Origin of the sequence: Streptomyces sp. NPDC059080 (assembly GCF_042739975.1) — a bacterium.
In the GTDB taxonomy this organism is placed as follows: domain Bacteria; phylum Actinomycetota; class Actinomycetes; order Streptomycetales; family Streptomycetaceae; genus Streptomyces; species Streptomyces benahoarensis.
In genome coordinates, this window is record NZ_JBHYGX010000016.1 from 84,253 (window position 1) to 106,663 (window position 22,411).

Consider the following 22,411-nt stretch of genomic DNA (forward strand, 5'->3'; position numbering starts at 1 on the left):
GGGGGCACGACAGCGCCATGGCACAGGGCTCGGTCCAGGTGACGCACTCCGGAACATCCCGCTGGCGACGCCGCACGGGCGAGTACAGCTCGCTCTCCGCAGCGCTGGAGGCCGCGGGGGACGGTGACGTGCTGACCGTGCCGGCGGGGACGTACCGCGAGAATCTGGTGTTGCAGCGCGCGGTGACGCTGCGCGGTCCGGACGGGGCACGCGGCTCGGTGCGGATCGTCCCGGCCGACGGCGTCGCGCTGACGATACGGGCATCCGCGATCATTCACGATCTGCACCTGGAGGCGACGGATTCGGCGTCGCCCGCCGTACTGGTGGAGGACTGTGCGCCGGAGCTGGTGGGGCTGCGGGTGGTGACCCGTTCCGCCGCCGGTGTCGAGGTGCGCGGTGGGGCCCGGCCGACGGTGCGGCGCTGCACGGTCGACAACTCCGGGGGCGTCGGCATCAGCGTGCTGGACGGCGCGGGCGGTGTCTTCGAGGAGTGCGAGGTGGTGGCCGCGGGGCAGGCCGGGGTCGCGGTGCGCGGCGGCGCGCACCCGCGGCTGGAGAACTGCCGGATACACCACGCCTCCGGCGCCGGTCTGTCGCTGCACGGCGAGGGCAGCGGCGTGGAGGCGGTGGGCACCGAGATCTACGAGATCAAGGGCACCGGTGTGCAGGTGGCGTCGCGCGCGACCGGGCATCTGACGGACTGCACTGTGCACCGCACCTCGGCCGACGGCGTCACCCTCGACACCGACGCGGTGCTCACCCTCGCCGACTGCGACATCCATGACATACCGGAGAACGCCATCGATCTGCGCTCCCGGTCGGTCCTCACCCTGACCCGCTCCACGGTGCGGCACTTCGGGCGCAACGGCCTGTCGGTGTGGGACCCGGGAACCCGCGTGGACGCCAACCAGTGCGAGATCCACGACAGTACGGGCGACTACCCCGCGGTGTGGGTGAGCGACGGCGCGACGGCCGTGCTGGACGCCACGCGGGTGCACGATGTGCCCGACGCGCTGTTCGTCCTCGACCGCGGCTCGCGCGCCGATGTCGTCGACTGCGATCTGTCGCAGGTGCGCAACACCGCGGTGTCGGTCAGCGACGGCGCGACGGTGCAGCTGGACGACTGCCGGATCCGGGAGGCTGCGACGGGCGCGTGGTTCCGGGACCACGGCAGCGGCGGCACCCTCGCCAACTGCGTCATCGAGGGTGCGCAGACCGGCGTCATCGTCACCAAGGGCGCCGACCCCACCGTCGAGGGCTGCACGGTCGGTTCGCCCACCGAGGCCGGTTTCTACGTCTCGGCCGAGGGGCGCGGTACCTTCCAGGGCTGCCGGGTCACCGGCAGCTCCGGCTTCGGCTTCCACATCATCGACGGCTGCCGGACGACGCTGACCCGCTGCCGTACGGAGCGGTGCGCTCGCGGTGGCTACGAGTTCGCCGACGGGGCGTCCGGGGACGGCACCGGCGGGCCGACCGTCACGGACTGCACCAGCGACGAGAGCCGGACCGCGGCGCCCGCGCCGTCCACAGGGGCGGCACCGGCGGTGCAGCAGACGACGCAGACCACCGGTCTGCTGAGCGGCGTTCCGGCGCAGGCCGCCACGCGCCCGGAGGCGACGCCCGCGGAGAGCGAGCCCGAGGCGGCGCGGCGCCCGTCGGAGGAGGTGCTCGGCGAACTCGACACCCTGGTGGGTCTGGAGAGCGTCAAGCATGAGGTCCGCAGTCTGATCAACATGATCGAGGTGGGGCGCAGGCGGCAGCGGGCGGGCCTGAAGGCCGCCTCCGCCCGCCGCCACCTGGTGTTCACCGGCTCCCCCGGTACGGGCAAGACGACCGTCGCCCGGCTGTACGGCGAGATCCTTGCCTCCCTGGGGGTGCTGGAGCGCGGGCATCTGGTCGAGGTGTCGCGGGTGGATCTGGTGGGCGAGCACATCGGCTCGACCGCGATCCGCACCCAGGAGGCGTTCGACCGGGCGCGCGGCGGGGTGCTGTTCATCGACGAGGCGTACGCCCTCTCCCCCGAGGACTCGGGTCGTGACTTCGGGCGGGAGGCCATCGACACGCTGGTGAAGCTGATGGAGGACCACCGGGAAGCCGTCGTGGTGATCGTCGCCGGTTACACCGCCGAGATGGAACGCTTCCTGGCCGTCAACCCCGGTGTGGCATCCCGCTTCTCACGGACCATCACCTTCGGCGACTACGGGGCGGAGGAGTTGCTGCGGATCGTCGGGCAGCAGGGCGAGGAGCACGAGTACCAGCTCGGCGAGGGGGCCGACGAGGCGCTGCTGAAGTACTTCACGGAGCTGCCGAAGGGCCCGTCGTTCGGCAACGGCCGTACGGCGCGGCAGACGTTCGAGGCGATGGTCGAGCGGCACGCGGGCCGGGTCGCGCGACTCACCGACCCGAGCACCGACGACCTCACCCTGCTCTACCCCGAGGATCTTCCCGAACTGCCCTGAGACGTACGGGGGGTGTCGCCCGCCTCCGGGGTGCCGGACCGCTCCGGCGCTCCCGAGGCGGGCGTCGTGGCACGCTGTTCCGGCAGGGCCGTGCCGAGGCGGGCGAGGAGTTCGCCGCGGACCCGCTCGAAGACGGGGTCGGCCTGGTAATCGCCGTGGCCGAGGATCTGGGCGGGCAGCGGATGCTGGAGGGTACGGCCCAGGGTCAGCGGGTCGCGCAGCGGTCCCTCGTCGATCCGTCTGCCTTCCTCGGTGGTCAGGCGGATCGGGCCGCCGATGGGGTCGGTGAAGCGCCAGAGGTTGCGCCAGTCGTCCATCTCTCGGTGCAGCCCGGTCAGGAACGGCGGGCCGAAGAACGCGGGGAACCAGCGGCCGTAAAGGCGCTCCAGCGGGGATCCGTAGGTGAGCAGGGCGACGCGGCTGCGGGTGACGAGGTCGAGCTGCCAGACGGCCGCCGCGGCGAGCACGCTGCCCTGCGAGTGGCCCGAGATCACCAGCCGTCCGTCGTACCGCTCGGTCCAGGTGGCCATCCGCCAGGTGAGGTCGGGGACGGCGCGCTCGGCGTAGCAGGGGGGCGCGAAGGGGTGGGCGGCGCGCGGCCAGAAGGTGCCGACGTCCCAGAGGATGCCGATGGTGCGCCGGGCGGAGCGGTCACGGTAGGCGCGTCGTCCGGTGGCGAGCAGGAGTATCACCCCGGCGCCCATCAGCCAGGAGCCGAGGGCGGACGCGGTCTCGGCGGCGGCGTGCACGGCAGGCGGGGCGCCTTCGGTGGCGGGGCCGGGCGCACGGCCGGTGCACCAGGCGCCGAGGACCGCACCGGCGCCCAGGAGGAGGGTGACGGCGGCGGTGGCGGCGGCCAGGACGGGCGCGGAGTCGGTGAGTCCGGCGCGGGCGATGGTCCCAGCGATCTTCCCGGTGAGCCAGGCGTCGGGCTTCTGCCGGTCGTCGTAGAGACCGGGGACATCGGCGGCGACGCGGCGGCTGACGGTGCGCACCCGCAGCGCGGCGAGCAGGGCGACGGCGACCACGACGAGCAGCAGGACGGGGATGACCGACGCCTGCCAGGAGAGCAGCACCGGCGGCCCGGCCATGGCTGCTCCGCTGTCGCCCGGGGTGGCGTCGCCGTCGATCCAGTCGGCGAACCGCTGGGCCACTCCCCCGGACAGGACGCCGCCGACCGCGCAGGCCAGCAGGGCGACGGCGGGGCCGCCCATGCCGTTCAGCGCGGCGCGGGCGTCGTCGCGGGAGATGCGGTGCAGGACCCGGGCGGTGAGCACCAGGGCGAGTACCAGGACGCCCTGGAGAACGGTGAGGGCACCGAAGGCAGCGACGCCGGGCAGCGCGCCCGAGGTGACGGCCATGGGGCGCTGCCAGGCGGCGTGCACGGCGGTCAGGGCGAAGGCGCCGAGGGCGGCGTAAGGCAGGGCCCGGACCACGGCGCGGTCCCGGGTGTCGTCGGGCACCGCCTCACTGCGGGCGGTGCGTCCGAGGACGACGAGGGTGGTCGCGGCGAGCAGGGCGAGCAGGACGGCGAGGGCGTCGCCGGTGGCGGTGAGCGCGGCTCCGGCGCCGCCTCGGGCGTCGGTGGTGCGGACGGCGCAGAGCACGGCGGCGGCGACGGTCAGCACGCCCGCGGTGGTGTGGACGGTGCGCAGCCGGGCCACGACGCGGCGGCCGTACCAGAAGCCGTCGAGGCTGAGAGCGGTGCGTTCGTCGGGCGGGGTGTTGCGGGAGGTGCCGGGGCGACGGGGCGGCGGGGACGCCGATTCGTAGGCGCTCCAGGTGCGGTGCGAGAGCCAGGTCAGGAAGGCGATGACGAGGAGCGGCAGGGTGGCGGCGAGGACCAGGCGGCGGCCGGGGAGGCTCCACCAGCCGCCTCGGGCCGGGCTGACGAAGCCCATCCAGGACTTGCCCGCGACGCAGGAGGCCGTCCCGGCGCACTGCCAGGCGGTGAGGTCGAGGGCGACCTCACAGGCGGCGGCTGCCAGCAGGACGGTCAGGCTGAGTGCGAGGAGGCGGACGAGGATGTCGTAGGCGCGCTGGGCGGGATGGCCGGGCGGGCCCGCGGGGCGCATCCAGTGGGCGAGGTTGGCGACCATGAAAGGCAGCAGGATGAGCCAGAGGGCGCGGGCGCCGTTGCCGGAGGTGAGGTTGGACCAGCAGTACGCCTCGCGGACCGGGGCGTCACGGTAGTCCTCGGGGCGCTCCTCCGCGTCGGCGTCCTCGCTGCGGCGGTAGCAGGCCGCGGTGTCGTCGCCGGTGATCAGCGTGGTGCGTGGCTCGCCGAGCATGTCCTGCGGTGTGGTGCCACCGACGCCGTGCACCAGTAGCTCCAGGGCGAGCTGTGGTGGCCGGTCGCCGGTGGTCTCCTTGGCGGTGTGTGCGCGTGGCGGATGCGCGTGTGGTGTCGTGTCCGCGGTCTCCACTGTGTCCCCCGTAATCCGAGCGGCGCCGACGGCGCCGGGTCCTCACACAAGGATCACCTTTCCCCGCCGCGGAGTTGCACTCCCCTCCTGAAAGAGTGCTCTTCGTCCGATAAATACCCCCGTGGCCCCAGGGAGGCCCGATTCGGGCGTCCCGATCGCCTGCCGCGTACACCTGAAACGCTGAGCAGGGCGCCTCCACGACCACTTCGCGGAGCGACCGGTTCACCCGTCCGCCGCAGGCACCGCGACACGGGGCACCCCTAAGCTCGGCCCATGCTTCTGTGGCTCAACGGCCCTTTCGGGGGCGGCAAAACGCAAACGGCGTTCGAGATCAGGCGGCGGCTGCCCGGCAGTGTGGTCTGCGATCCGGAGGAGGTGGGGTTCGGCCTGCACCGGATGACCCCGCCGGGCGTACGCGGCGACTTCCAGGACCTCCGTGCCTGGCGACAGGGGGTGTACGAAGTCCTCGACCTGGCGCTCTCCCGCCATCCGGGCCCGGTGATCGCCCCGATGACGATCGTCGAACCGGCGTACTTCGAGGAGACGGTGGGCCGGTTGCGGGAACGCGGCCACGACGTACGGCACTTCGCGCTGCTGGCGGAGCGCGAGACGGTGCTGCGGCGCCTGCGGGAGCGGGGCGCGGGGCAGGTCCTGCGCTTCGTCACCGGCAAGGAGAGGCAGCTGCTGCGGGAGAGCTTCGCGGTGCGGAAGCTCGATCTGTGCCTGGAGCGGCTGCAGGGCCCGGAGTTCGCCGAGCATGTATGGACCGACCGGATCGCGGTCCCGGAGGTCGCCGACCGCGTGGCCGCGTCGGCGGGCCTGTCCCTCACCCCGAACACCGACGGCCCGGTACGGGGCGGGCTCCGCCGGGTGTGGACGGGGCTGCGGCACATCCGGCTGTACTGACGGGGTACGGGCCGGTCGGACGGGGAGGGCAGGCCCCGCGGTCCTCGTCCGTCCCGCCGCTCGGGGCGTCGGCAAGCGCGTCCGACGGCGTTGTCAGTGGCTCGTGCGAGGATGAGGAAAACGATCGGAACGGGCGGCGGAGCGCAGGTGACGCGCCGGTGAGCTGAGCGGAAAGGACGGGCCGGGGTGAGTGACAACCAGAATCTGCTGGCCGAGCAGCGGCGGGCCCTGATCCTCGAAGAGGTCAGGCGGCGCGGCGGCGCGCGGGTCAACGAACTCACCCGCAGACTCAGCGTCTCGGACATGACCGTCCGCCGCGATCTGGACGCGCTGGCCCGGCAGGGCATGCTGGAGAAGGTGCACGGCGGCGCGGTTCCAGTCGGTGAGCCGAGTGCGCACGAGCCGGGTTTCGAGGCGAAGTCGGCGCTGGAGCTGAGCGCCAAGGAGGACATCGCGGTGGCGGCGGCGCAGATGGCCGCCCCGGGCAGCGCCATCGCCCTGGCGGGCGGCACCACCGCCTATGCGCTGGCCCAGCAGTTGGTGGACGTACCGGATCTGACGGTGGTCACCAACTCCGTACGGGTCGCCGATGTCTTCTACACCGCGCAGCGGGCGACGGCGAGCGGCGGCGCGGGGCCACGGGCCGGTGCGGCGACGGTGGTACTGACGGGCGGGGTGCGCACCCCGTCGGACACGCTGGTCGGGCCGGTCGCCGATGCCGCGATCCGCTCCCTCCACTTCGATGTGCTCTTCCTCGGGGTGCACGGCATATCGGTGGAGGCGGGGCTGTCCACCCCGAATCTCGCGGAGGCGGAGACCAACCGGCACTTCATGCGCTCGGCGCGGCGGGTCGTGGTGGTCGCCGACCACACCAAGTGGGGCACGGTGGCGCTGAGTTCGTTCGCGATGCTGGAAGAGGTCGACGTACTGGTGACCGACGGCGGCCTGTCCCCCGAGGCGCGGGAACGCTTCGCCGAGCTGCCGCCGGAGCTGGTGGTGGCGGGCGAGCCGTGGCAGGACTCCGAGGCGTAAGGGGCACGACGTCCGGTTGGCGTCCGGCCGGACGCTGACAGGGGCCACGCGTCCTGCGTCGGCAGGAGTTCGGGTATCCGGGCACGCCGCGCCGCAGACATCTGCGGGCGGGCCCTCTAGGATCCGCGGCGCCGGTCCACCCGAAGACCGGGGCTTCGCGGGCGTCCGTGGTGTCCGCGCGGCCGTACCGCTCTACCCGTTGGGGGTTGCTCCATGCGTCGGCTCCGCCCCGTAGAACTGGACTTCGCCCGGTCCGCGCCGCTGCGGCTGACCTTCTCCGCCCGGCTCGGTGCGCCGCCCGCGACGGTGTACGCGGCGCTGGCGCAGGACATCGAAGGCTGGGCGCGCTGGTTCACCGGGGTCGCGCGGGCCGTGCCGACGGATGGGGGCACGGGCCGGGACGTACGGCTGACGGGCGGCACCCGTTTCCTCGAAACCGTGCTGACCGCACAGCCCGAGGCGCTCTACGCCTACCGCGTGGACCGCACCAACGCCCCAGGGATCCGGGCCCTGTTGGAGGAGTGGCGGCTCACCCCGGACGACGGCGGCACCCGGCTGCGGTGGACGTTCGCGGCCGACGGTCCGGGGCCGCTGCGCCTCGCCCTGCTGCTGGCACGGCCGGGCCTGGGCCGGGCCTTCCGGGTGTCGGCGCGGGCGCTCGACCGCCGACTGGCCGTGGCGACCAACGGCAACTGACCCCGGCCGGACCGGAACCGGCTGCGGTGCTCACTCGGACCAGGTGCCGGTGCTCAGGAAAGCGTCGAGGGCGCGGGCGTACGGCGCGATGTCCAGGCCCTGGGCGGCCAGCCAGTCGTCCGAGTAATACTTGTCGAGGTAGCGGTCGCCCGGGTCGCACAGCAGGGTGACGACGGAGCCGGTCCGCCCGGCAGCGTGCATCTCGCCGACGATCCTCAGGGCGCTCCACAGCCCGGTACCGGTCGAGCCGCCCGCCTTGCGGCCGATGGCCGATTCCAGGGCGCGTACGGCGGCCATGCTGGCGGCGTCGGGGACCTTCATCATCCGGTCGATCGCGCCGGGCACGAAGCTCGGTTCCATCCGGGGGCGGCCGATGCCCTCGATCCGGGAAGGGGTCGCGCAGCGCGTTCCGGCGTCGCCGGTGAGCCAGCCGTCGAAGAAGCAGGAGTTCTCCGGATCGGGGACGCAGATGCGGGTGTCGTACTGCATGTAGTGGACGTAGCGGGCGATGGTCGCGGAGGTGCCGCCGGTGCCCGCGGTCGCGACGATCCAGGCCGGTTCCGGATAGCGTTCCAGGCGCAGCTGCTCGTAGATCGACTCGGCGATGTTGTTGTTGCCGCGCCAGTCCGTCGCCCGTTCGGCGTAGGTGAACTGGTCCATGTAGTGGCCGCCGGACTCCGTCGCGAGCTGCGCGGAGATCTCGTAGACGGTGCGCGGGTCCTGGACGAGGTGGCAGGTGCCGCCGTGGAATTCGATCAGCCGGGTCTTCTCGCGGCTGGTGGTCGCGGGCATCACCGCGATGAACGGCACCCCGATCAGCGACGCGAAGTACGCCTCGGAGACGGCGGTGGAGCCGCTGGAGGCTTCGATGACGGGCTTGCCCGGCCGGATCCAGCCGTTGCACAGCCCGTAGAGGAAGAGGGAGCGGGCGAGGCGGTGCTTGAGGCTGCCGGTGGGGTGGGTCGACTCGTCCTTGAGGTAGAGATCGATGCCCCACTCCTCGGGGAGCGGGAAGCGCAGCAGATGGGTGTCGGCGGTGCGGTTGGCGTCCGCCTGGACCTTGCGGACGGATTCCTTCAGCCAGCTGCGGTAGTCCTGATCGGTGCGGTCGACGTCGGCGGTCGGCATCGGGGCGTGGACGGCCGCCTGCGGTGCGCCGTCGGCGCCGGCGCGGTGCGGGGTGTGCGGCTGCTGTGCGGTGCTCACCGGAGCGCTCCTCAAGGGTTGTGAGCCCGTACGAAGAGGCGGGCCGAATTCGACTATAGCCACCTCACGTACGCTTCTCACCTGCATAAACGTGCCTTTGGGAGGCCCCAAGGAGAGCCTGGGCGACAGGCGTCCGCACGGACCGGCTCCGGGGGCACTGGTGCACGACGCGAAGGCCGTGCACACTGCCCCCATACGGGGCGGTGAGGGGCACCTGCCCTTGGCGAGGAGGTGGCCGGCATGGCCGAGCCCGAGTTCAACGCGACCGGCGTGCACATCGAACGATCGCTGCGGTCCCTGACCCGGGCCGGGCAGGTCGTGATCCGGGACGGCAGGCTCGCGCTGCTGACGAGCTACGGCAAGGAGATCGACAGCGCGCCGCTCGGTGCGGTCCAGGTGCACAAGCCACTGTTCGCCGCCCGCGACCGGGCCCTGGCCCGCCTGAACGGCAACCGCTATTCGCTGACCCTGGGCGCACCCGATCGCTTCCTTGACGCGGTACAGGCGGCCCACGCACCGCGGACCTGAACACCGCGAGCAACCGGCTCGCCCGTTACGGCTCCGCTCCCGGCCGGGCCGTTCACCTGGTCTGTCTTGGGTGAGCTTGAACCTGCAGGTGACCGCTGCGCCGTTCGGGGCACGGTCGCCGTCGGCATGGGCGGGACGGCGGGCACCGGTTCGTGAGGGGCGCGCGGGGGTTTCCGTACGCCGGGGGCGGGTGCGGACGGCGGCCGCCCGGCAGGGCTGCGGTTGCGGGCGCGCCGCTCCGGACCGACCCTGGACCTGTATCACTGAGGGTTCACCGGCGATGACGCTGCGGTGTTCGTCGCCGGGTTCGGTCTTCGCCCCGCCCCGCGGGACGCCCGGCCTCATCAGGGAGTCGCGTCGTGATCAGGCAGCCCAGCAGACACTGCACGGTGGAGCTCCAGGCCCTCCCGGCCCGTATCGGGCAGGTGCGCCACGTCATCTCGGCCCAACTGCGGTACTGGCACCTCGATCCGCTCGTGGATCCGGCCGCGCTCGGCCTCACCGAACTCCTCGCGAATGTGCACCGGCACGCCCGCCCCAGCAAGCAGTGCACCGTCCAACTCTGCGTACTCATCGACCAGTTGACTGTCGCCGTGCACGATCACGATCCGCGGCTGCCCCAGCTGCGGGCCGCCGACACCTGGGAGACCTGCGGCCGCGGCCTGGCCCTGATCGCCGCGCTCAGCGAGAGCTGGGGCGTACGCCCGGACGGCGCCGGGAAGGTCGTGTGGTTCACGCTGCCCGCCCTCCCCCTCGCGCCGCAGGAGCCGGTACCGGGTCCACCGCACCGGACCGGCACCCTTCTGGAACACACCTGGACGGCAGCCGGCCCACGCACCCGGATACGGGGTGCGGGGGTCGGCTGAACGGTTTCCGGCCTGGAAGCGGGCCTACAGGCCCCCGGGGTCGGGCAGGGCAGCAGGTACCACCACTTCGACGGCAAGTCCGCCCTGGCGGGGCAGGAGCTGTCGAACCCGTAGGCCGCGGCGGCCGAACTCGCCGCCTTGCGGGCGGCGGGCGGTGCAGCGCTGATCCAGTGGACGCCTCACGGGATGGGGCACGGTGCCGCCGAACTGCTTCGTCCGGCCATCGGAGGATGGCGGGCACCGGACCGCCGAGGGCTGAGTACGGCCGGGAGGGGGCGCGGAACGCGCTCGGCGGTCGGGCGTGCCGGGGGCTCAGCGGGGGAAGGTGACGGCGATGCCCACGTGCGGCCGCTTGCCCCGGCGGAGCAGGGCGCCTCCGGTGTCGAGGATGCGGAAGCGCAGTCCGTACTTGCCGGCCATCGCGCGTCGCACCCGGGCCAGGCCCTCGGGCTCCTCCATGAGGCGGGCGGTCCCTTCGAGGGTGTCCGCGCCCTCGGTGAGGTTGCCCCGCACATCGCACGGGGTGACCGTCACCCGGGTGTCGCGGCGCAGCCGTTTGACCTTTCCGCTGTCGCTCCGCGTCCACACCAGCAGCTCGTCTCCTTGGGCGACGGCCCACACCGGGGTCGCCACCGGGGCGCCACTGCGCCGGTACGTGACGAGGCTGACGTAAGGGCTGCGGGCCAGGGCTTCGGCAATCATGACGGCAGCCTACGGGCGGGCAACAGCGAAGTGGCGCCGGGCACCCGGGCGGCGGCCAGGCCGTGACGGGCGACGTGACGGGCGGCGTGGCGGGCACACGTCCGCCCTGGCATGTCCCCGCGCGGTCCGGAGCATCGCCCCGCGGGATCGGCGAGCCCGCGCCCGCGGGGCGGCTCCTGCCGTCCGACCGGCCCGCTTCGCCCGACGGGTGCGGGTGGTCCGGCCGGCCCGCTTCGTTCGGCCGGTGCGAGTGGTCCGTCCGGCCCGGCTGGTTCACCTGGTTCCCTCGCCCGTTCTCCATGTCACACAACGTAACCGGGACCACTGACAACGCCGCGGGCCGGTCGCCGCCAACCGCCCTTCCGGAGAGGGCGGTTGGCATGCATGCGGGCCCTCCCACCTGCTCACACGGCAGATGCGGCGGCCCCGAACGGCGCTGTGCCGCCCTCCTGCCGCGCCGGTCCGGCAGGAGTGGCCGGAACCGCCTACGCCCTCCGCTCCCCCTGCACGACCAGCGGGTCGTCCAGCACCGGCTGCCAGGCGAGTTCCGCCGCGCCGACGAGGCTGTTGTGGTCGAGGCCGCAGGGCAGGATCGGTACGCCGCCGCTGCGGCCCCAGAGGCTGCGTTCGGCGACGACGGCACGGAGCCGTTCCGGGTCGGCCTCCAGAAGGGTGCGGTGCAGACCGCCGAGGATGATGCGGTCCGGGTTGAGGATGTTCACCAGCCCGGCCAGGCCCAGGCCGAGACGGTCGATGAGCAGGTCGGCTGCGGCGCGTACGGCGGGGTCGTCGTACGCAGTGCGCAGCAGGTCGGCGGCCTGATGGAGCAGAGAGCCCTCGGGGCCCGGGGTGCGTCCGGCCGCGTTCAGGAAGGCCAGGGGGTCGGCCTCGACGTCCAGGCAGCCGCGGCTGCCGCAGTGGCAGGGGGCGCCCTCGGGGTGCACCGTGAGGTGGCCCACCTCCAGGGCGAGCCCCGAACTGCCGCTGTGCAGGCGCCCGTCGAGGACCAGCGCGCCGCCCACGCCCCGGTGCCCGGAGGCGACGCACAGCAGGTCACGGGCGCCTCGTCCGGCGCCGTGCCGGTGTTCGGCGAGGGCCATGAGGTTGACGTCGTTGCCGCTGAAACCGATCGCCTCGGTGACGCCCGGGATCGCAGCGTCGGCGAGCGCCCGCTGGAAGAGCTCCCGTACGGGGGCACCGGCGGGCCAGGCGAGGTGGAGCGGGTTCAACGCCTCGCCGTCCGGTTCGGCGACGGCCGACGGGACGGCGAGGCCCGCCCCCAGGCAGCGGCGGCCGGTCTCCCGCAGCAGCCCGGCGCCCGCGCCGACCGCCTCGGCGAGGACATGGGCCGGGTCGGCGGGGATGGTGCCGCTGCCGGTGGTGGTGGCCACGATGCGCCCGCCGAGCCCCACCAGGGCGACACGGAAGCCGTCGGCGTGGATCTGTGCGGCGAGCACCACCGGGCCGCGTTCGTTGACGAACAGGCGGTGGGACGGCCTCCCTTGGGAGCCGGCGGAGGCGGTCGGCCGGGAGTCGACGGTGATCAGGCCGAGGGCTTCCAGCTCCGCCGCGACGGCTCCGGCGGTCGCGCGGGTCACGCCGAGTTCCGAGGTGAGGACCGCGCGGGTGGGGGCGCGTCCGGTGTGTACGAGCTCCAGTGCGGGTCCGAGGGAGGCACGGCCCCGCTCCAGCCTGGTTGTCCGAGTCTGGGTCACGTTCCCATTCTGGCTTTGTATCGTACCGGAACAAAACACGGTGGGGATTCCTGCGGCGCATCCCTCGGCGATCTCTCATCGCACGTGCTCGCCTCCCGGGGGCCGCACCGTCGAAGACGCCGGTGGAGTCGGTCATGCTGCCGGGGTCGACCGGACGGACCCGTCAACGCTCGTCAGGTCTCGTCAAGGACCTGTAAGACTCGGCAACACACCGCCTCCGGAGGGCCGGTGACGCCTGCGAACAAGGACATCACACGGACGGATACGGGTGTTGACGCGGACGGGGTGAGCGGAGGCGGGCGCCGGGACCAGCCGTGGGCGAGGGGCCGCGGGCGGGTGAGCACGGGCGTCGGGCTCCGTTGTCAGTGGTGGCTGGCAGACTCGGAGGCATGGAGATCACCGAATTCGTCGAAGCACTGCGGCTGGACGGAGCGCTGCTGGCCGCCGCCGCGGAGGAGGCCGGGCCCGACGCCCGGATTCCGGCGTGTCCGGAGTGGCGGATGCGCGATCTGGTCGCCCACGTGGGCCGGGTGCACCACTGGGCCGCGCGGTATGTGACCGAGGGACTGGAGCAGCCCTCGACGCCGGACGCCGCTCCCGATCTTGCCGATCAGGAGCTGGTGCCGTGGCTGCGGGAGGGCCATCACCGCCTGGTGGTGGCGCTGCACGAGGCACCGCCTTCCCTCGCCGCATGGGCCTTCCTGCCCGCCCCGTCGCCGCTCGCCTTCTGGGCCCGGCGGCAGGCGCACGAGACGGCCATCCACCGCGCCGACGCCCAACAGGCCCTCGGCGCCACGCTCACACCGCTGCCGCCCGCCTTCGCCGCCGACGGCATCGACGAGATACTGACCGGGATCCACAGCCAGAAGCGCAGCCGGGTACGCACCGCGCAGCCGAAGACCCTGCGGGTGCGGGCTACGGATGCGGCCGACGCGGAGTGGACGGTCCACCTGTCCGAGGCACCGGCGCGCACCCTGCGGACCTCCGGGAAGCGCGGCGGCGCGGGGACGGACGAGCCCGCCGACCTGAGCGTCGAGGGGCCCGCCGAAGCGCTCTACCTCACCCTGTGGAACCGCGCCCCGTGGGACGGCCTGACAGTGAACGGCGACGAGGCGCTTGTGCGGCTCTGGGAGGAGCATGGCGGCATCTGACGGAGGGGTGGCGGGGCGAGGGGCGGCGTTCGTCGGCCGCGGTGACGTGTGGGCCCAGCGCCGGGCTGTCGCCCCCGCCCCCGCTGGCGGCGGCACCCGAGGGGCCACCGGCCCTCGCACGCACCGCCGTTGGGTGAGAGTCAGCAGCCGCCGTCGCCCAGCCCACCCTCTGGGAGGAACCGGCCACGCCCCACGCCCCACGCCCCCACGTGCCGCGCGCGAGGCGCAGCGCCGCCCGGGGCACACCCGTAGCCGCACACCTCGTACCACGTACGAACCGTCGGGCCAGCCACATCACAGTCGGGCCGGAAGGCCCGAGCCCCCAGATCAAGCAGAGCCGGCCGGATCAGCACTGAGCCCCACACCTCCCGCAAGTCGCCGGACCGTATGCGCGAAAAAGGCATCGCGGTCCTCGACAACCCGGTTGAACTGGCCGAACAGCTCGAAGCTGATCAGACCGAAGAGTTGGGCCCAGGTCGCGACCAGGGCTGCCACGACGGGGGCGGGCAGGTCGATGTCCAGCTCCGTCATGAGGGCGCGCGCCTCGTCCGCGAGCGTGTCGGGCAGCGGACCGGGGGGCTCGCGGAGCGCGCCGGCGGCGTGGGCGTCGCAGACCACGGCGATCAGTGCGCGGGCGACCCGCCCGGCGGGCGCCGCCGTCGCCTGCGGGGCGCGGTAGCCGGGGACGGGCGTGCCGTAGATCAGGGCGTACTCGTGCGGATGGGCCAGCGCCCAGGCGCGGACCCCGCCGCAGACGGCGGCCCAACGCTCGACGCATACGGCCGCATCCGGCCCACCCACCACGACCGGCCCACCGGGCTCAGCCGATCCACTCGGCCCCGATCCGCTCGGCCCCGATCCGCCCGCCCCGGGATCCGCCGCCTCCGCCGCCGCGCCGATCGCGTGGTACGCGTCGAGGATCAGGGCGGTAAGCAGGTCATCGCGGCTGGGGAAGTAGCGGTAGAGCGCGGAGGAGGCCATTCCCAGGGCGCGGGCCACGGCGCGCAGGGAGAGCTTGGTGGCGCCCTCGGCCGCGAGTTGCGTGCGGGCCTCGTCCTTGATGGCCGCGGTGATTTCGCTGCGGGCCCGCTCCCTGGCCCCTCGGATCGCCGTCATGGCAGGGAGTCTGCCATCCATCGGATCACCGCACCACAAGGCGGTCGGCGAAACAAAACGAGAGCAGCGCTCTTGCCTGCCCGCACCTCGTTCGTGCACACTGATCTCAAGCGAGAGCAGTGCTCACACTTTGGTGCCCGAGCCCGTTCTTCGCACCACCGCAGTGCCGAAATCAGTCCTGAGCGCCCCGGAGGGCCAGATGTCCCGCTACCTCAAGCCCGGCCGTACGACCGCCCGCTTCAACGCCGCCGTCGGCTGGCTGGCCCGCCGCGGTATCAGCCTCGCCGGTGCGGCGGACCTCTCCGTCCGGGGCCGCAAGAGCGGCACCTGGCGGCGGGTCCCCGTCAACCCGATGACGTACGACGGCGCACGCTATCTCGTCTCCGCGCGCGGGGAGTCCGACTGGGTGCGCAACATGCGCGCGGCCGGTGGCGGACAGTTGCAGGTCGGGCGCCGCACCCGTGCGTTCACCGCCGTGGAGCTGCCGCCGAGCGAGACCCCGGAGCTGCTGCGGGCCTATCTGCGGCGCTGGGGCTGGGAGGTCAAGTCGTACTTCGGCGAGGTCACCGCCGACTCCCCCGACGAGGCGCTGCACGCCGCGGCCCCGCGTCACCCCGTCTTCCGCATCACGGAGGCGTGAACCGGCCCGTCGACCGGCAGGGGCGAGGCGCTGTCACGCCGGTACGGAAACGGTACGGCAACGGGCCGATATGACGGCGGGCCCGTATGACAGCGGGCCGATATGACGGCGGGACGGGCCGAGGCCGAGAAGTACCCGCACGCCCCCCGAAGCCCGTAGCCACCCCCCAGCCCCTCTCCGCTTCTTCAGTCAACACGCCGCCGGAAGAGCCCCTACTCTTCTCGCTCGTGACCGAAACTTCCTCGTACCTCGAAACAACGGCGGGCGCCTACGACGCCATTGCCGCTCTCTACGCCGACCTCACCCGCGATTCGCTGGACGGGCTTCCGCTGGACCGTGCCGTACTCGCCGCGTTCGCCGAGCTCGCCCCCGGTGGCGGGCCCGTCGCCGAGCTGGGGTGCGGCCCCGGGTACCTGACCGCGCACCTGCGGGGCCTGGGGCTGGACGCCTTCGGCATCGATCTGTCGCCGGTGATGATCGGTCTGGCCCGCGAGGCATACCCGGACCTGCGGTTCGAGGTCGGCTCCATGGACGCCCTGGACCTCGCTGACGGCACCCTGCACGGCATCGTGTCCTGGTACTCGGTCATTCACACCCCGCCCCGGCATCTGCCCTCGTACTTCTCCGAGTTCCAGCGGGTGCTCGCGCCCGACGGCCACCTCCTGCTCGGCTTCTTCGAGTCGGAAGGCGGGCCGGTCACGACGTTCGACCACAAGGTGACGACCGCCTACCGGTGGCCGATCGACGACCTCGCGGAGCTGACCGGGAAAGCCGGGTTCACCGAAGTGGGACGAATGCTGCGTGAGCCGGGCGAAGGGGAACGGTTCCGCCGGGGCCATCTGCTGCTGCGCAAGGGCTGACCGGCTGTCGGTCAGCCCTCGACGCGGGCCCCGGGCTCACCCCTCCTTGGCCTGCCGCCGGTCCATGACGTCCAGCGCGCGGCGGGCCAGCGGATGGCTGCGGACCAGTTCGCCGAGAGTGGTCGTGCCACGGGTGATGTCGGCGAAGGCGTTCCAGGCGGGGCGGAAGCCGGTGAGGACGGCGTGCAGCAGGCCGGGGCGGCGCGCGAAGACGGCGTACATCCGGCGGCCGACGCTCATCTCGACGCCGAGACCCGCCTTGATGGCGAAGGCGTAGTTGAGGGCCTGGCGGCGGGCGTCCACGGCGTCGTGTGCCTCGGCGACGCGGGCCGCCCACTCACCCGCCAGCCGCCCCGAGCGCAGCGCGAAGGAGATGCCCTCCCGCGTCCACGGCTCCAACAGCCCGGCGGCGTCCCCGGCGACGAGGACGCGGCCGCGGGAGAGCGGCGAGTCCTCGGTGCGGCAGCGCGTCAGATGGCCGGAGGAGACGGCCGGTTCGAAGCCCGCGAGGCCGAGCCGGGCGATGAAGTCCTCCAGGTACCGCTTGGTCGCGGCGCCCTCGCCGCGGGCGGAGATCACGCCGACGGTGAGGGTGTCGCCCTTGGGAAAGACCCAGCCGTAACTGCCGGGCAGCGGGCCCCAGTCGATCAGGACGCGGCCCTTCCAGTCCTCGGCGACGGTCGGCGGCACCGGGATCTCGGCCTCCAGACCGAGGTCGACCTGGTCGAGCTTGACGCCGACATGCGCGCCTATCCGGCCCGCGCTGCCGTCCGCGCCGACCACCGCGCGGGCGAGGATGACCTCGCCGCCGCTGAGCACCACGGCGACCGTCCGTCGGTCGGGCACCATCGCGCCGTGCTGCTCGACCCGGGAGACCGCCACGCCGGTACGGATCTCGGCGCCCGCGTCCTTGGCCGCCTTGACCAGGCCCTCGTCGAACTCGGGGCGGTTGATGAGCCCGAACAGCATGCTCTTGGAGCGGCGGGTGCGGGTCAGCTTGCCGTTGAGCGAGAAGGTGACGGCGTGCACCCGGTCGCGCAACGGCAGCGTGAAACCGGGCGGCAGGGAGTCGCGGGAGGGGCCGATGATGCCGCCGCCGCAGGTCTTGTAGCGGGGCAGTTCCGCCTTCTCCAGGATCAGCACCCGGCGCCCCGCGCACGCCGCCGCGTGCGCCGCCGAGGCGCCCGCGGGACCGGCGCCCACCACCACGACGTCCCACACCTGCTCGTTGTCCTGGGCTGCCTGCTCGCTGCTCACCGGCGTTTCTGCTCCCGTTCGAATCCGTGCTGCGCCTACCGTCCGCATCCTACGGGCCGCGCTCGGCTCGAACGTCTGTGGGAAGATCGGGGGGATTCGCACCCGTATCTCCGGGCCGCCCGCGGCACCCCGCCGGACGGACCGCGGGTCCGGAGGCACACCCGCGCCCACAAGGAGCGTCCATGTCTGACAGCCCGCTGGCCCGTACCGTCGCCGCGTTGCAGCCCCGCGCCCGTACCGAACTGGCCGAGCTGGTGGCCTTCCGGTCGGTCGCGGATCCCGAGCAGTTCCCGAAGAGCGAGTGCGAGGCGGCGGCCGGCTGGATCGTCGACGCGCTGCGGGCCGACGGCTTCCAGGACGTGGCGCTGCTCGACACCCCGGACGGTACGCAGTCGGTCTACGGCTTCCTGCCCGGCCCTCAGGGCGCGCCGACGGTGCTGCTGTACGCGCACTACGACGTGCAGCCGCCGCTGGACGAGGCCGCCTGGGACTCCCCGCCGTTCACCCTGACCGAGCGGGACGGCCGCTGGTACGGCCGGGGCGCGGCGGACTGCAAGGGCGGCGTGATCCTGCATCTGACGGCGCTGCGGGCGCTGCGGGAGCACGGCGGCGTGCCGGTGAACGTCAAGGTGATCGTGGAGGGTTCGGAGGAGCAGGGCACCGGTGGCCTGGAGCGGTACGCCGAGGCGCACCCGGAGCTGCTGACCGCGGACGCCATCGTCATCGGGGACGCCGGGAACTTCCGCGTCGGGCTGCCGACGGCGACCGCGACGCTGCGCGGGATGACGCTGGTGCGGGTCTCCGTCGACACCCTGGCGGGAAATCTGCACTCCGGTCAGTTCGGCGGCGCCGCGCCCGACGCGCTGGCGGCGCTGGTCCGCGTCCTGGACTCGCTGCGCGCCGAGGACGGTTCCACAACGGTGGACGGCCTCGCCGCGGATGCCACCTGGGAGGGACTCCAGTACCCGGAGGAGGAGTTCCGCAAGGACGCGAAGGTGCTGGACGGCGTCGGGCTGATCGGCAGCGGCACGATCGCCGACCGGATCTGGGCACGGCCCGCCGTGACCGTCCTCGGCATCGACTGCCCGCCGGTCGTCGGCGCCACCCCGTCCGTCCAGGCGGGCGCCCGGGCGCTGATCAGCCTGCGGGTGCCGCCGGGCACCGACGCCGCCAGGGCGACGCGGCTGCTCACCGCCCATCTGGAGAACGCCGCGCCCTGGGGCGCGCGGGTCGCCGTCGAACAGGTCGGCCAGGGCCAGGCGTTCCGCGCCGACACCGACAGCCCGGCGTACGCGTCGATGGCGTCGGCGCTCCGGGAGGCGTACGACGGCCAGGAGATGCAGATCGCCGGAATGGGCGGCTCCATCCCGCTGTGCAACACCCTGGCGTCGCTCTACCCCGAGACGGAGATCCTGCTGATCGGCCTGAGCGAGCCCGACGCGCAGATCCACGCCGTGAACGAGAGCGTCTCCCCGCAGGAGCTGGAGCGACTGTCGCTCGCCGAGGCGCTGTTCCTCCAGCGGTACGCGGCCGAGCGCGGCTGACCGGCCGGATCGACGGCGTACGTCACCGGACGTCCGCGAGCGGCGCGGGCGCCCGGGGTGGCGCGATCGGCCGACGGCCCGGGGAAGCGTGGCGGCGTGTCCGAGCGGGGGCGCCCGTCCCGGGCACGCACCGTCCAACGGCTCCCGGACCGGCGCACGCCGCCCCGTCGCGCGCCGGTCACCTCACGCCTGGCGCGCCCCCGCCGCCGGCCCCGCACCCCCGCCCTCCGGGCGAACGACGGGACTTTACGGACACCCCTAGCCGCCCGCCGGAACGCCCCGCTCCAGCAGCATCGGGCAGCCGCGTTCGCGGGCCCGTAGCGCCCAGCGCAACCGGCGGAAGCGGACCGGCGGCAGCAGGTGTTCCGCCTCGGACTCGGTGACGAAGCGCCATTCGCGCAGCTCCGCGCCGGGGAGCCGTACTCCGCGGGTCTGCTCGTCGGTGAGGCGGCCGCCGTCGAAGAGCAGCCGCAGACCGCCGAACCCCGGCGGTTCGGGCGCCTCCCAGTCCAGGACGAGGAGGCGCGGGGTGCGCGGCAGCCGGAGCGCCAACTCCTCCACGACTTCACGGAGTCCGGCCTGGGTGGGCGGTTCGCCGTGCTCGACGATGCCGCCGGGGAACTCCCAGCCCGGTTTGTAGGTGGGGTCGACGAGGAGGAAGCGGTCGGCGTCGTCGAAGAGCAGGACGCCGGCGGCGAGGGTTTCGGCGGTGGGCTCCGGTGTCTGCACGATGCCGCAGTCGGCCGTGCCGGAGCGCACCGCCTCGGCTATCTCCTCCGCGGCCCGCCGGGGCGTCAGCCGCCCGGTGTCCACCACGTACGCGTCGCCCTTGAGCCAGCTCATCGCCTCGGCGTACAAGGTGAGGGCGTCCAGCCCCCAGCGGCGGACCTGCGCCGCGCTCGCCCGGTCGGCGGCGGTCTCCTCGCGGTGCGCGATCCGCTCCCGCAGGATCGTTTCCTCCGCATCCAGCAGAAAATGCCGGACCTGAATGCGGCGGGCGGCGAGCGCGCCGAAGATTTCGTCGCGGTATTCCTGACGCAACAACGTCATCGGGGTCACCAAGGGGCCGGGGACCTCGGTCAGCAGCGCCGCCGCGGTGTCCACGACCAACCGGCGCCAGGCGGGCAGGTCCTGGAGGTCGTCGATTTCCTCCAGGCGCTTGGCGGGCAGCATCATCCGCAGGCCCTGACCGAGGAGTTCGGGGTCGTAGAGCGTGCTCCCGGGAAGCAGGTCGAGCAATTCCTGCGCCGCTGTGGTCTTGCCCGCACCGAACGTGCCGTTCAGCCAGACGATCACGGTGTCCCCTCTTCTCTGGAACCAGGTGAGTTGCCCGCACCAGCCTGCCACGGAATACGCGCGAATCCACGGGCCGCGCGCACAGCCGGGGACGGTGCGCAGCGCGCGGCGGCGCCGTGGACGCGGGGCGCTGCGCGGCCCCCGTGCACGCGCCGGTCGCGAACTGCGCCGCGGTGGGGACACCACCTCGTATCCCGCCCCGCGAAGCCCTCGGCAACCAAGCGCTCCCCAGTGCCTCCCGGACCGAAACCCCCGCCCGCGCACGGGCGCGGGGAACGCCGACATCCGCATATGACGGCGGCGCATCGCCTGGGAATCGCGCGCATCGGCGTCACCGAGCGGCCCCTTCCCGCCATAACGGCGAGGCCCGTAAGCCCGGTAAGGGAAGTCGCCGCCCATGAATGCCGTGCCGCCGGCCCCGGCTCGACGTCACCACAACCCGCCCCGCACCTCGCACACGAACGCACTCATTCGCGCAGACGCGAGGGGATACGACCCGCTTCCGGAACCAAACGGCGGCAGTATCAAGGCCGTTCAGAGCCAGTCCGCCGCACGACGCGCCTCTTCCAACAGAGTTCAACGCGTTCTACCGTCACCTCTCACGAGCGACCGCCCCATCCCCACCCATCCCCCGAGGACGGAGACCTGATCATGCGTCAGCTCCTACGCTCCCCCGCCACCCGCCGACGGCGTACCGCGGCCCTCGGCGCGCTGTCCGCCGCGCTGCTCTGCGTCGCCGCGACAGCCGCCCCGCCGTCCGCCGCCCGGACCCCCGCCACCAGCAAGGCCGCGGACGGACTCGCCGCCACTCCCCCGATGGGATTCAACAACTGGAATTCCACGCACTGCGGCCTGGGATTCAACGAGAAAATGGTCAAGGAGATCGCCGATCTCTTCATCGACAAAGGACTCAAGGACGCCGGATACACCTACGTCAATCTCGACGACTGCTGGGCGATGCCCACCCGCGATCCGAAGGGACAACTCGTCCCCGATCCGATCCGTTTTCCGCACGGCATCAAAGCGGTCGCCGACTACGTCCACGCCAAGGGGCTGAAGTTCGGCATCTACACCAGTGCGGGCACCAGGACCTGCAGCGACATCGGTTTTCCCGGGGCGCTGGGCCATGAGGAATCCGACGCCCGGCAGTTCGCCGACTGGGGCGTGGACTATCTCAAGTACGACAACTGCAACAACCAAGGCGCGGACGCCCGGCAGCGCTACACCGCCATGCGCGACGCGCTGCGCGCCACCGGCCGCCCGATCACGTACAGCATCTGCGAATGGGGTGAGAACAAACCCTGGGAATGGGCCGCGGACCTCGGGCAGTCGTGGCGTACCACCGGTGACATCAGCGACAGCTGGTCGAGCATGCTGGACATTCTGAAAAAGAATCTGCCGCTCGCCCCGTACGCCGGTCCCGGTCACTGGAACGACCCGGACATGCTGGAGGTCGGCAACGGCGGCATGACGGACATCGAGTACCGCAGCCACTTCACCCTCTGGGCGATGATGGCCGCGCCGCTGCTCATCGGTACCGATCTGCGCACCGCGTCCCCGCAGACGTACGACATCCTCCGCAACGACGACGTCATCGCGCTCGATCAGGATCCGCTGGGCCACCAGGCGACCGTGCTGGACAGCGCCGACGGGCGGTGGACGCTGGTCAAGGAGCTGGCCGGCGGGGACCGGGCGGTCGCGCTGTTCAACGAGAGCGACGGCGAGCAGCGGATCACCACCAGCGCGACCGCCGCCGGACTGCCCGAGGCGCCCGGCTACCGACTGCGGGACCTGTGGCAGCACACCGACCGGCACACCAGCGGCGAGATCACGGTGACGGTGCCCGCGCACGCCACCGTCGTCTACCGGGTGACCCCCGAGAAGGGCGCCTGAGTCCGGACCCCTTCGTGGGGGGGGGGGGGGGGCCCCCGCCCCCCCGGGGGGGGGGGGCCGGGCCCCCCCCGCCACGCCGGGCCGTTGGGCGGGGCGGTGGTGGGTGGAGAGGGTGTGA

The 22,411-nt window shown here is 73.0% G+C and carries 17 protein-coding genes and 1 pseudogene; 11 read left to right on the plus strand and 7 right to left on the minus strand.

The window, feature by feature from the left end; all coding sequences use genetic code 11:
* The first annotated feature begins 17 nt into the window (after positions 1 to 17).
* A complete protein-coding gene (locus ACFWWQ_RS15660) occupies positions 18 to 2,459 on the plus strand; it encodes a right-handed parallel beta-helix repeat-containing protein (protein ID WP_384596128.1) in 2,442 nt (813 codons plus the stop codon).
* On the opposite strand, the gene ACFWWQ_RS15665 is transcribed toward ACFWWQ_RS15660, so the two are convergent.
* The gene (locus ACFWWQ_RS15665; protein ID WP_384596131.1) at positions 2,429 to 4,885 is read right to left on the minus strand and encodes a hypothetical protein; all 2,457 of its coding nucleotides are present in this window, start codon (positions 4,883 to 4,885) and stop codon (positions 2,429 to 2,431) included. The two genes, ACFWWQ_RS15660 and ACFWWQ_RS15665, sit on opposite strands and share 31 nt — an antisense overlap.
* 273 nt (positions 4,886 to 5,158) lie before the next feature.
* On the opposite strand from ACFWWQ_RS15665, the gene ACFWWQ_RS15670 reads away from it, so the two are divergent.
* The 3 genes from ACFWWQ_RS15670 (at position 5,159) to ACFWWQ_RS15680 (ending at position 7,519) form a co-directional block, all read left to right on the plus strand.
* Entirely contained in the window at positions 5,159 to 5,791 is a 633-nt protein-coding gene (locus tag ACFWWQ_RS15670; RefSeq protein ID WP_384596134.1) for an AAA family ATPase, read from the plus strand.
* Positions 5,792 to 5,977: 186 nt separating this feature from the next.
* Positions 5,978 to 6,823 carry a DeoR/GlpR family DNA-binding transcription regulator gene (locus ACFWWQ_RS15675; protein ID WP_384596137.1) on the plus strand — a complete coding sequence of 282 codons (846 nt, stop codon included), beginning with the start codon at positions 5,978 to 5,980 and terminating at the stop codon, positions 6,821 to 6,823.
* A 213-nt stretch (positions 6,824 to 7,036) separates the two neighbouring features.
* The gene (locus ACFWWQ_RS15680; RefSeq protein WP_384596141.1) at positions 7,037 to 7,519 is read left to right on the plus strand and encodes an SRPBCC family protein; all 483 of its coding nucleotides are present in this window, start codon (positions 7,037 to 7,039) and stop codon (positions 7,517 to 7,519) included.
* 30 nt (positions 7,520 to 7,549) lie between these two features.
* Here ACFWWQ_RS15680 and ACFWWQ_RS15685 read toward each other — a convergent pair whose 3' ends face one another.
* Positions 7,550 to 8,647, minus strand: coding sequence for a PLP-dependent cysteine synthase family protein (locus ACFWWQ_RS15685; RefSeq protein ID WP_384596270.1), 1,098 nt, complete (start codon positions 8,645 to 8,647; stop codon positions 7,550 to 7,552).
* A 318-nt stretch (positions 8,648 to 8,965) separates the two neighbouring features.
* Between ACFWWQ_RS15685 and ACFWWQ_RS15690 the strand changes: the two genes are divergently transcribed.
* Together ACFWWQ_RS15690 and ACFWWQ_RS15695 are read left to right on the plus strand one after the other, a co-directional pair.
* A complete protein-coding gene (locus ACFWWQ_RS15690; protein WP_384596144.1) occupies positions 8,966 to 9,253 on the plus strand; it encodes a hypothetical protein in 288 nt (95 codons plus the stop codon).
* Between the two features lie 359 nt (positions 9,254 to 9,612).
* Complete coding sequence (locus ACFWWQ_RS15695) at positions 9,613 to 10,119, plus strand: ATP-binding protein (protein ID WP_384596147.1); 507 nt, start codon at positions 9,613 to 9,615, stop codon at positions 10,117 to 10,119.
* Between the two features lie 312 nt (positions 10,120 to 10,431).
* On the opposite strand, the gene ACFWWQ_RS15700 is transcribed toward ACFWWQ_RS15695, so the two are convergent.
* Together ACFWWQ_RS15700 and ACFWWQ_RS15705 are read right to left on the minus strand one after the other, a co-directional pair.
* Positions 10,432 to 10,821, minus strand: a complete 390-nt coding sequence (locus tag ACFWWQ_RS15700; protein WP_384596150.1) for a PPOX class F420-dependent oxidoreductase — start codon at positions 10,819 to 10,821, stop codon at positions 10,432 to 10,434.
* Between the two features lie 485 nt (positions 10,822 to 11,306).
* Positions 11,307 to 12,536 (minus strand): ROK family protein, encoded by a 1,230-nt coding sequence (locus tag ACFWWQ_RS15705; protein ID WP_384596153.1) that lies wholly within the window; start codon positions 12,534 to 12,536, stop codon positions 11,307 to 11,309.
* Positions 12,537 to 12,925: 389 nt separating this feature from the next.
* Here ACFWWQ_RS15705 and ACFWWQ_RS15710 point away from each other — a divergent pair, with 389 nt between their 5' ends.
* On the plus strand, positions 12,926 to 13,687 hold the full coding sequence (locus tag ACFWWQ_RS15710; protein WP_384596157.1) for a maleylpyruvate isomerase family mycothiol-dependent enzyme: 762 nt from the start codon (positions 12,926 to 12,928) through the stop codon (positions 13,685 to 13,687).
* Positions 13,688 to 14,014: 327 nt separating this feature from the next.
* On the opposite strand, the gene ACFWWQ_RS15715 is transcribed toward ACFWWQ_RS15710, so the two are convergent.
* On the minus strand, positions 14,015 to 14,803 hold the full coding sequence (locus tag ACFWWQ_RS15715; RefSeq protein WP_384596160.1) for a TetR/AcrR family transcriptional regulator: 789 nt from the start codon (positions 14,801 to 14,803) through the stop codon (positions 14,015 to 14,017).
* Positions 14,804 to 15,002: 199 nt separating this feature from the next.
* Here ACFWWQ_RS15715 and ACFWWQ_RS15720 point away from each other — a divergent pair, with 199 nt between their 5' ends.
* Positions 15,003 to 15,443 (plus strand): nitroreductase family deazaflavin-dependent oxidoreductase, encoded by a 441-nt coding sequence (locus ACFWWQ_RS15720; protein ID WP_384596273.1) that lies wholly within the window; start codon positions 15,003 to 15,005, stop codon positions 15,441 to 15,443.
* A gap of 227 nt (positions 15,444 to 15,670) precedes the next feature.
* A complete protein-coding gene (locus ACFWWQ_RS15725; RefSeq protein WP_384596163.1) occupies positions 15,671 to 16,303 on the plus strand; it encodes a class I SAM-dependent methyltransferase in 633 nt (210 codons plus the stop codon).
* Between the two features lie 36 nt (positions 16,304 to 16,339).
* On the opposite strand, the gene ACFWWQ_RS15730 is transcribed toward ACFWWQ_RS15725, so the two are convergent.
* Positions 16,340 to 17,560 (minus strand): geranylgeranyl reductase family protein, encoded by a 1,221-nt coding sequence (locus ACFWWQ_RS15730; RefSeq protein WP_384596166.1) that lies wholly within the window; start codon positions 17,558 to 17,560, stop codon positions 16,340 to 16,342.
* Between the two features lie 182 nt (positions 17,561 to 17,742).
* On the opposite strand from ACFWWQ_RS15730, the gene ACFWWQ_RS15735 reads away from it, so the two are divergent.
* Positions 17,743 to 19,104: a dipeptidase gene (locus tag ACFWWQ_RS15735; protein WP_384596169.1), complete on the plus strand. Its 1,362-nt coding sequence runs from the start codon at positions 17,743 to 17,745 to the stop codon at positions 19,102 to 19,104.
* A 258-nt stretch (positions 19,105 to 19,362) separates the two neighbouring features.
* Here ACFWWQ_RS15735 and ACFWWQ_RS15740 read toward each other — a convergent pair whose 3' ends face one another.
* Positions 19,363 to 20,400 carry an NUDIX domain-containing protein gene (locus ACFWWQ_RS15740; protein ID WP_384596173.1) on the minus strand — a complete coding sequence of 346 codons (1,038 nt, stop codon included), beginning with the start codon at positions 20,398 to 20,400 and terminating at the stop codon, positions 19,363 to 19,365.
* A 651-nt stretch (positions 20,401 to 21,051) separates the two neighbouring features.
* On the opposite strand from ACFWWQ_RS15740, the pseudogene ACFWWQ_RS15745 reads away from it, so the two are divergent.
* Positions 21,052 to 22,284 (plus strand): annotated as a pseudogene (locus ACFWWQ_RS15745) (glycoside hydrolase family 27 protein); the annotation flags it as partial.
* Between the last annotated feature and the right edge of the window lie 127 nt (positions 22,285 to 22,411).

What these genes read in the sequence shown, in the direction of transcription:
- ACFWWQ_RS15660 (WP_384596128.1), top strand. Translation starts at nt 18, where the DNA reads ATGGCACAGGGCTCGGTCCAGGTGACGCACTCCGGAACATCCCGCTGG.
- ACFWWQ_RS15670 (WP_384596134.1), top strand. Translation starts at nt 5,159, where the DNA reads ATGCTTCTGTGGCTCAACGGCCCTTTCGGGGGCGGCAAAACGCAAACG.
- ACFWWQ_RS15680 (WP_384596141.1), top strand. Translation starts at nt 7,037, where the DNA reads ATGCGTCGGCTCCGCCCCGTAGAACTGGACTTCGCCCGGTCCGCGCCG.
- ACFWWQ_RS15685 (WP_384596270.1), bottom strand. Translation starts at nt 8,647, where the DNA reads ATGCCGACCGCCGACGTCGACCGCACCGATCAGGACTACCGCAGCTGG.
- ACFWWQ_RS15690 (WP_384596144.1), top strand. Translation starts at nt 8,966, where the DNA reads ATGGCCGAGCCCGAGTTCAACGCGACCGGCGTGCACATCGAACGATCG.
- ACFWWQ_RS15700 (WP_384596150.1), bottom strand. Translation starts at nt 10,821, where the DNA reads ATGATTGCCGAAGCCCTGGCCCGCAGCCCTTACGTCAGCCTCGTCACG.
- ACFWWQ_RS15710 (WP_384596157.1), top strand. Translation starts at nt 12,926, where the DNA reads ATGGAGATCACCGAATTCGTCGAAGCACTGCGGCTGGACGGAGCGCTG.
- ACFWWQ_RS15715 (WP_384596160.1), bottom strand. Translation starts at nt 14,803, where the DNA reads ATGACGGCGATCCGAGGGGCCAGGGAGCGGGCCCGCAGCGAAATCACC.
- ACFWWQ_RS15720 (WP_384596273.1), top strand. Translation starts at nt 15,003, where the DNA reads ATGTCCCGCTACCTCAAGCCCGGCCGTACGACCGCCCGCTTCAACGCC.
- ACFWWQ_RS15735 (WP_384596169.1), top strand. Translation starts at nt 17,743, where the DNA reads ATGTCTGACAGCCCGCTGGCCCGTACCGTCGCCGCGTTGCAGCCCCGC.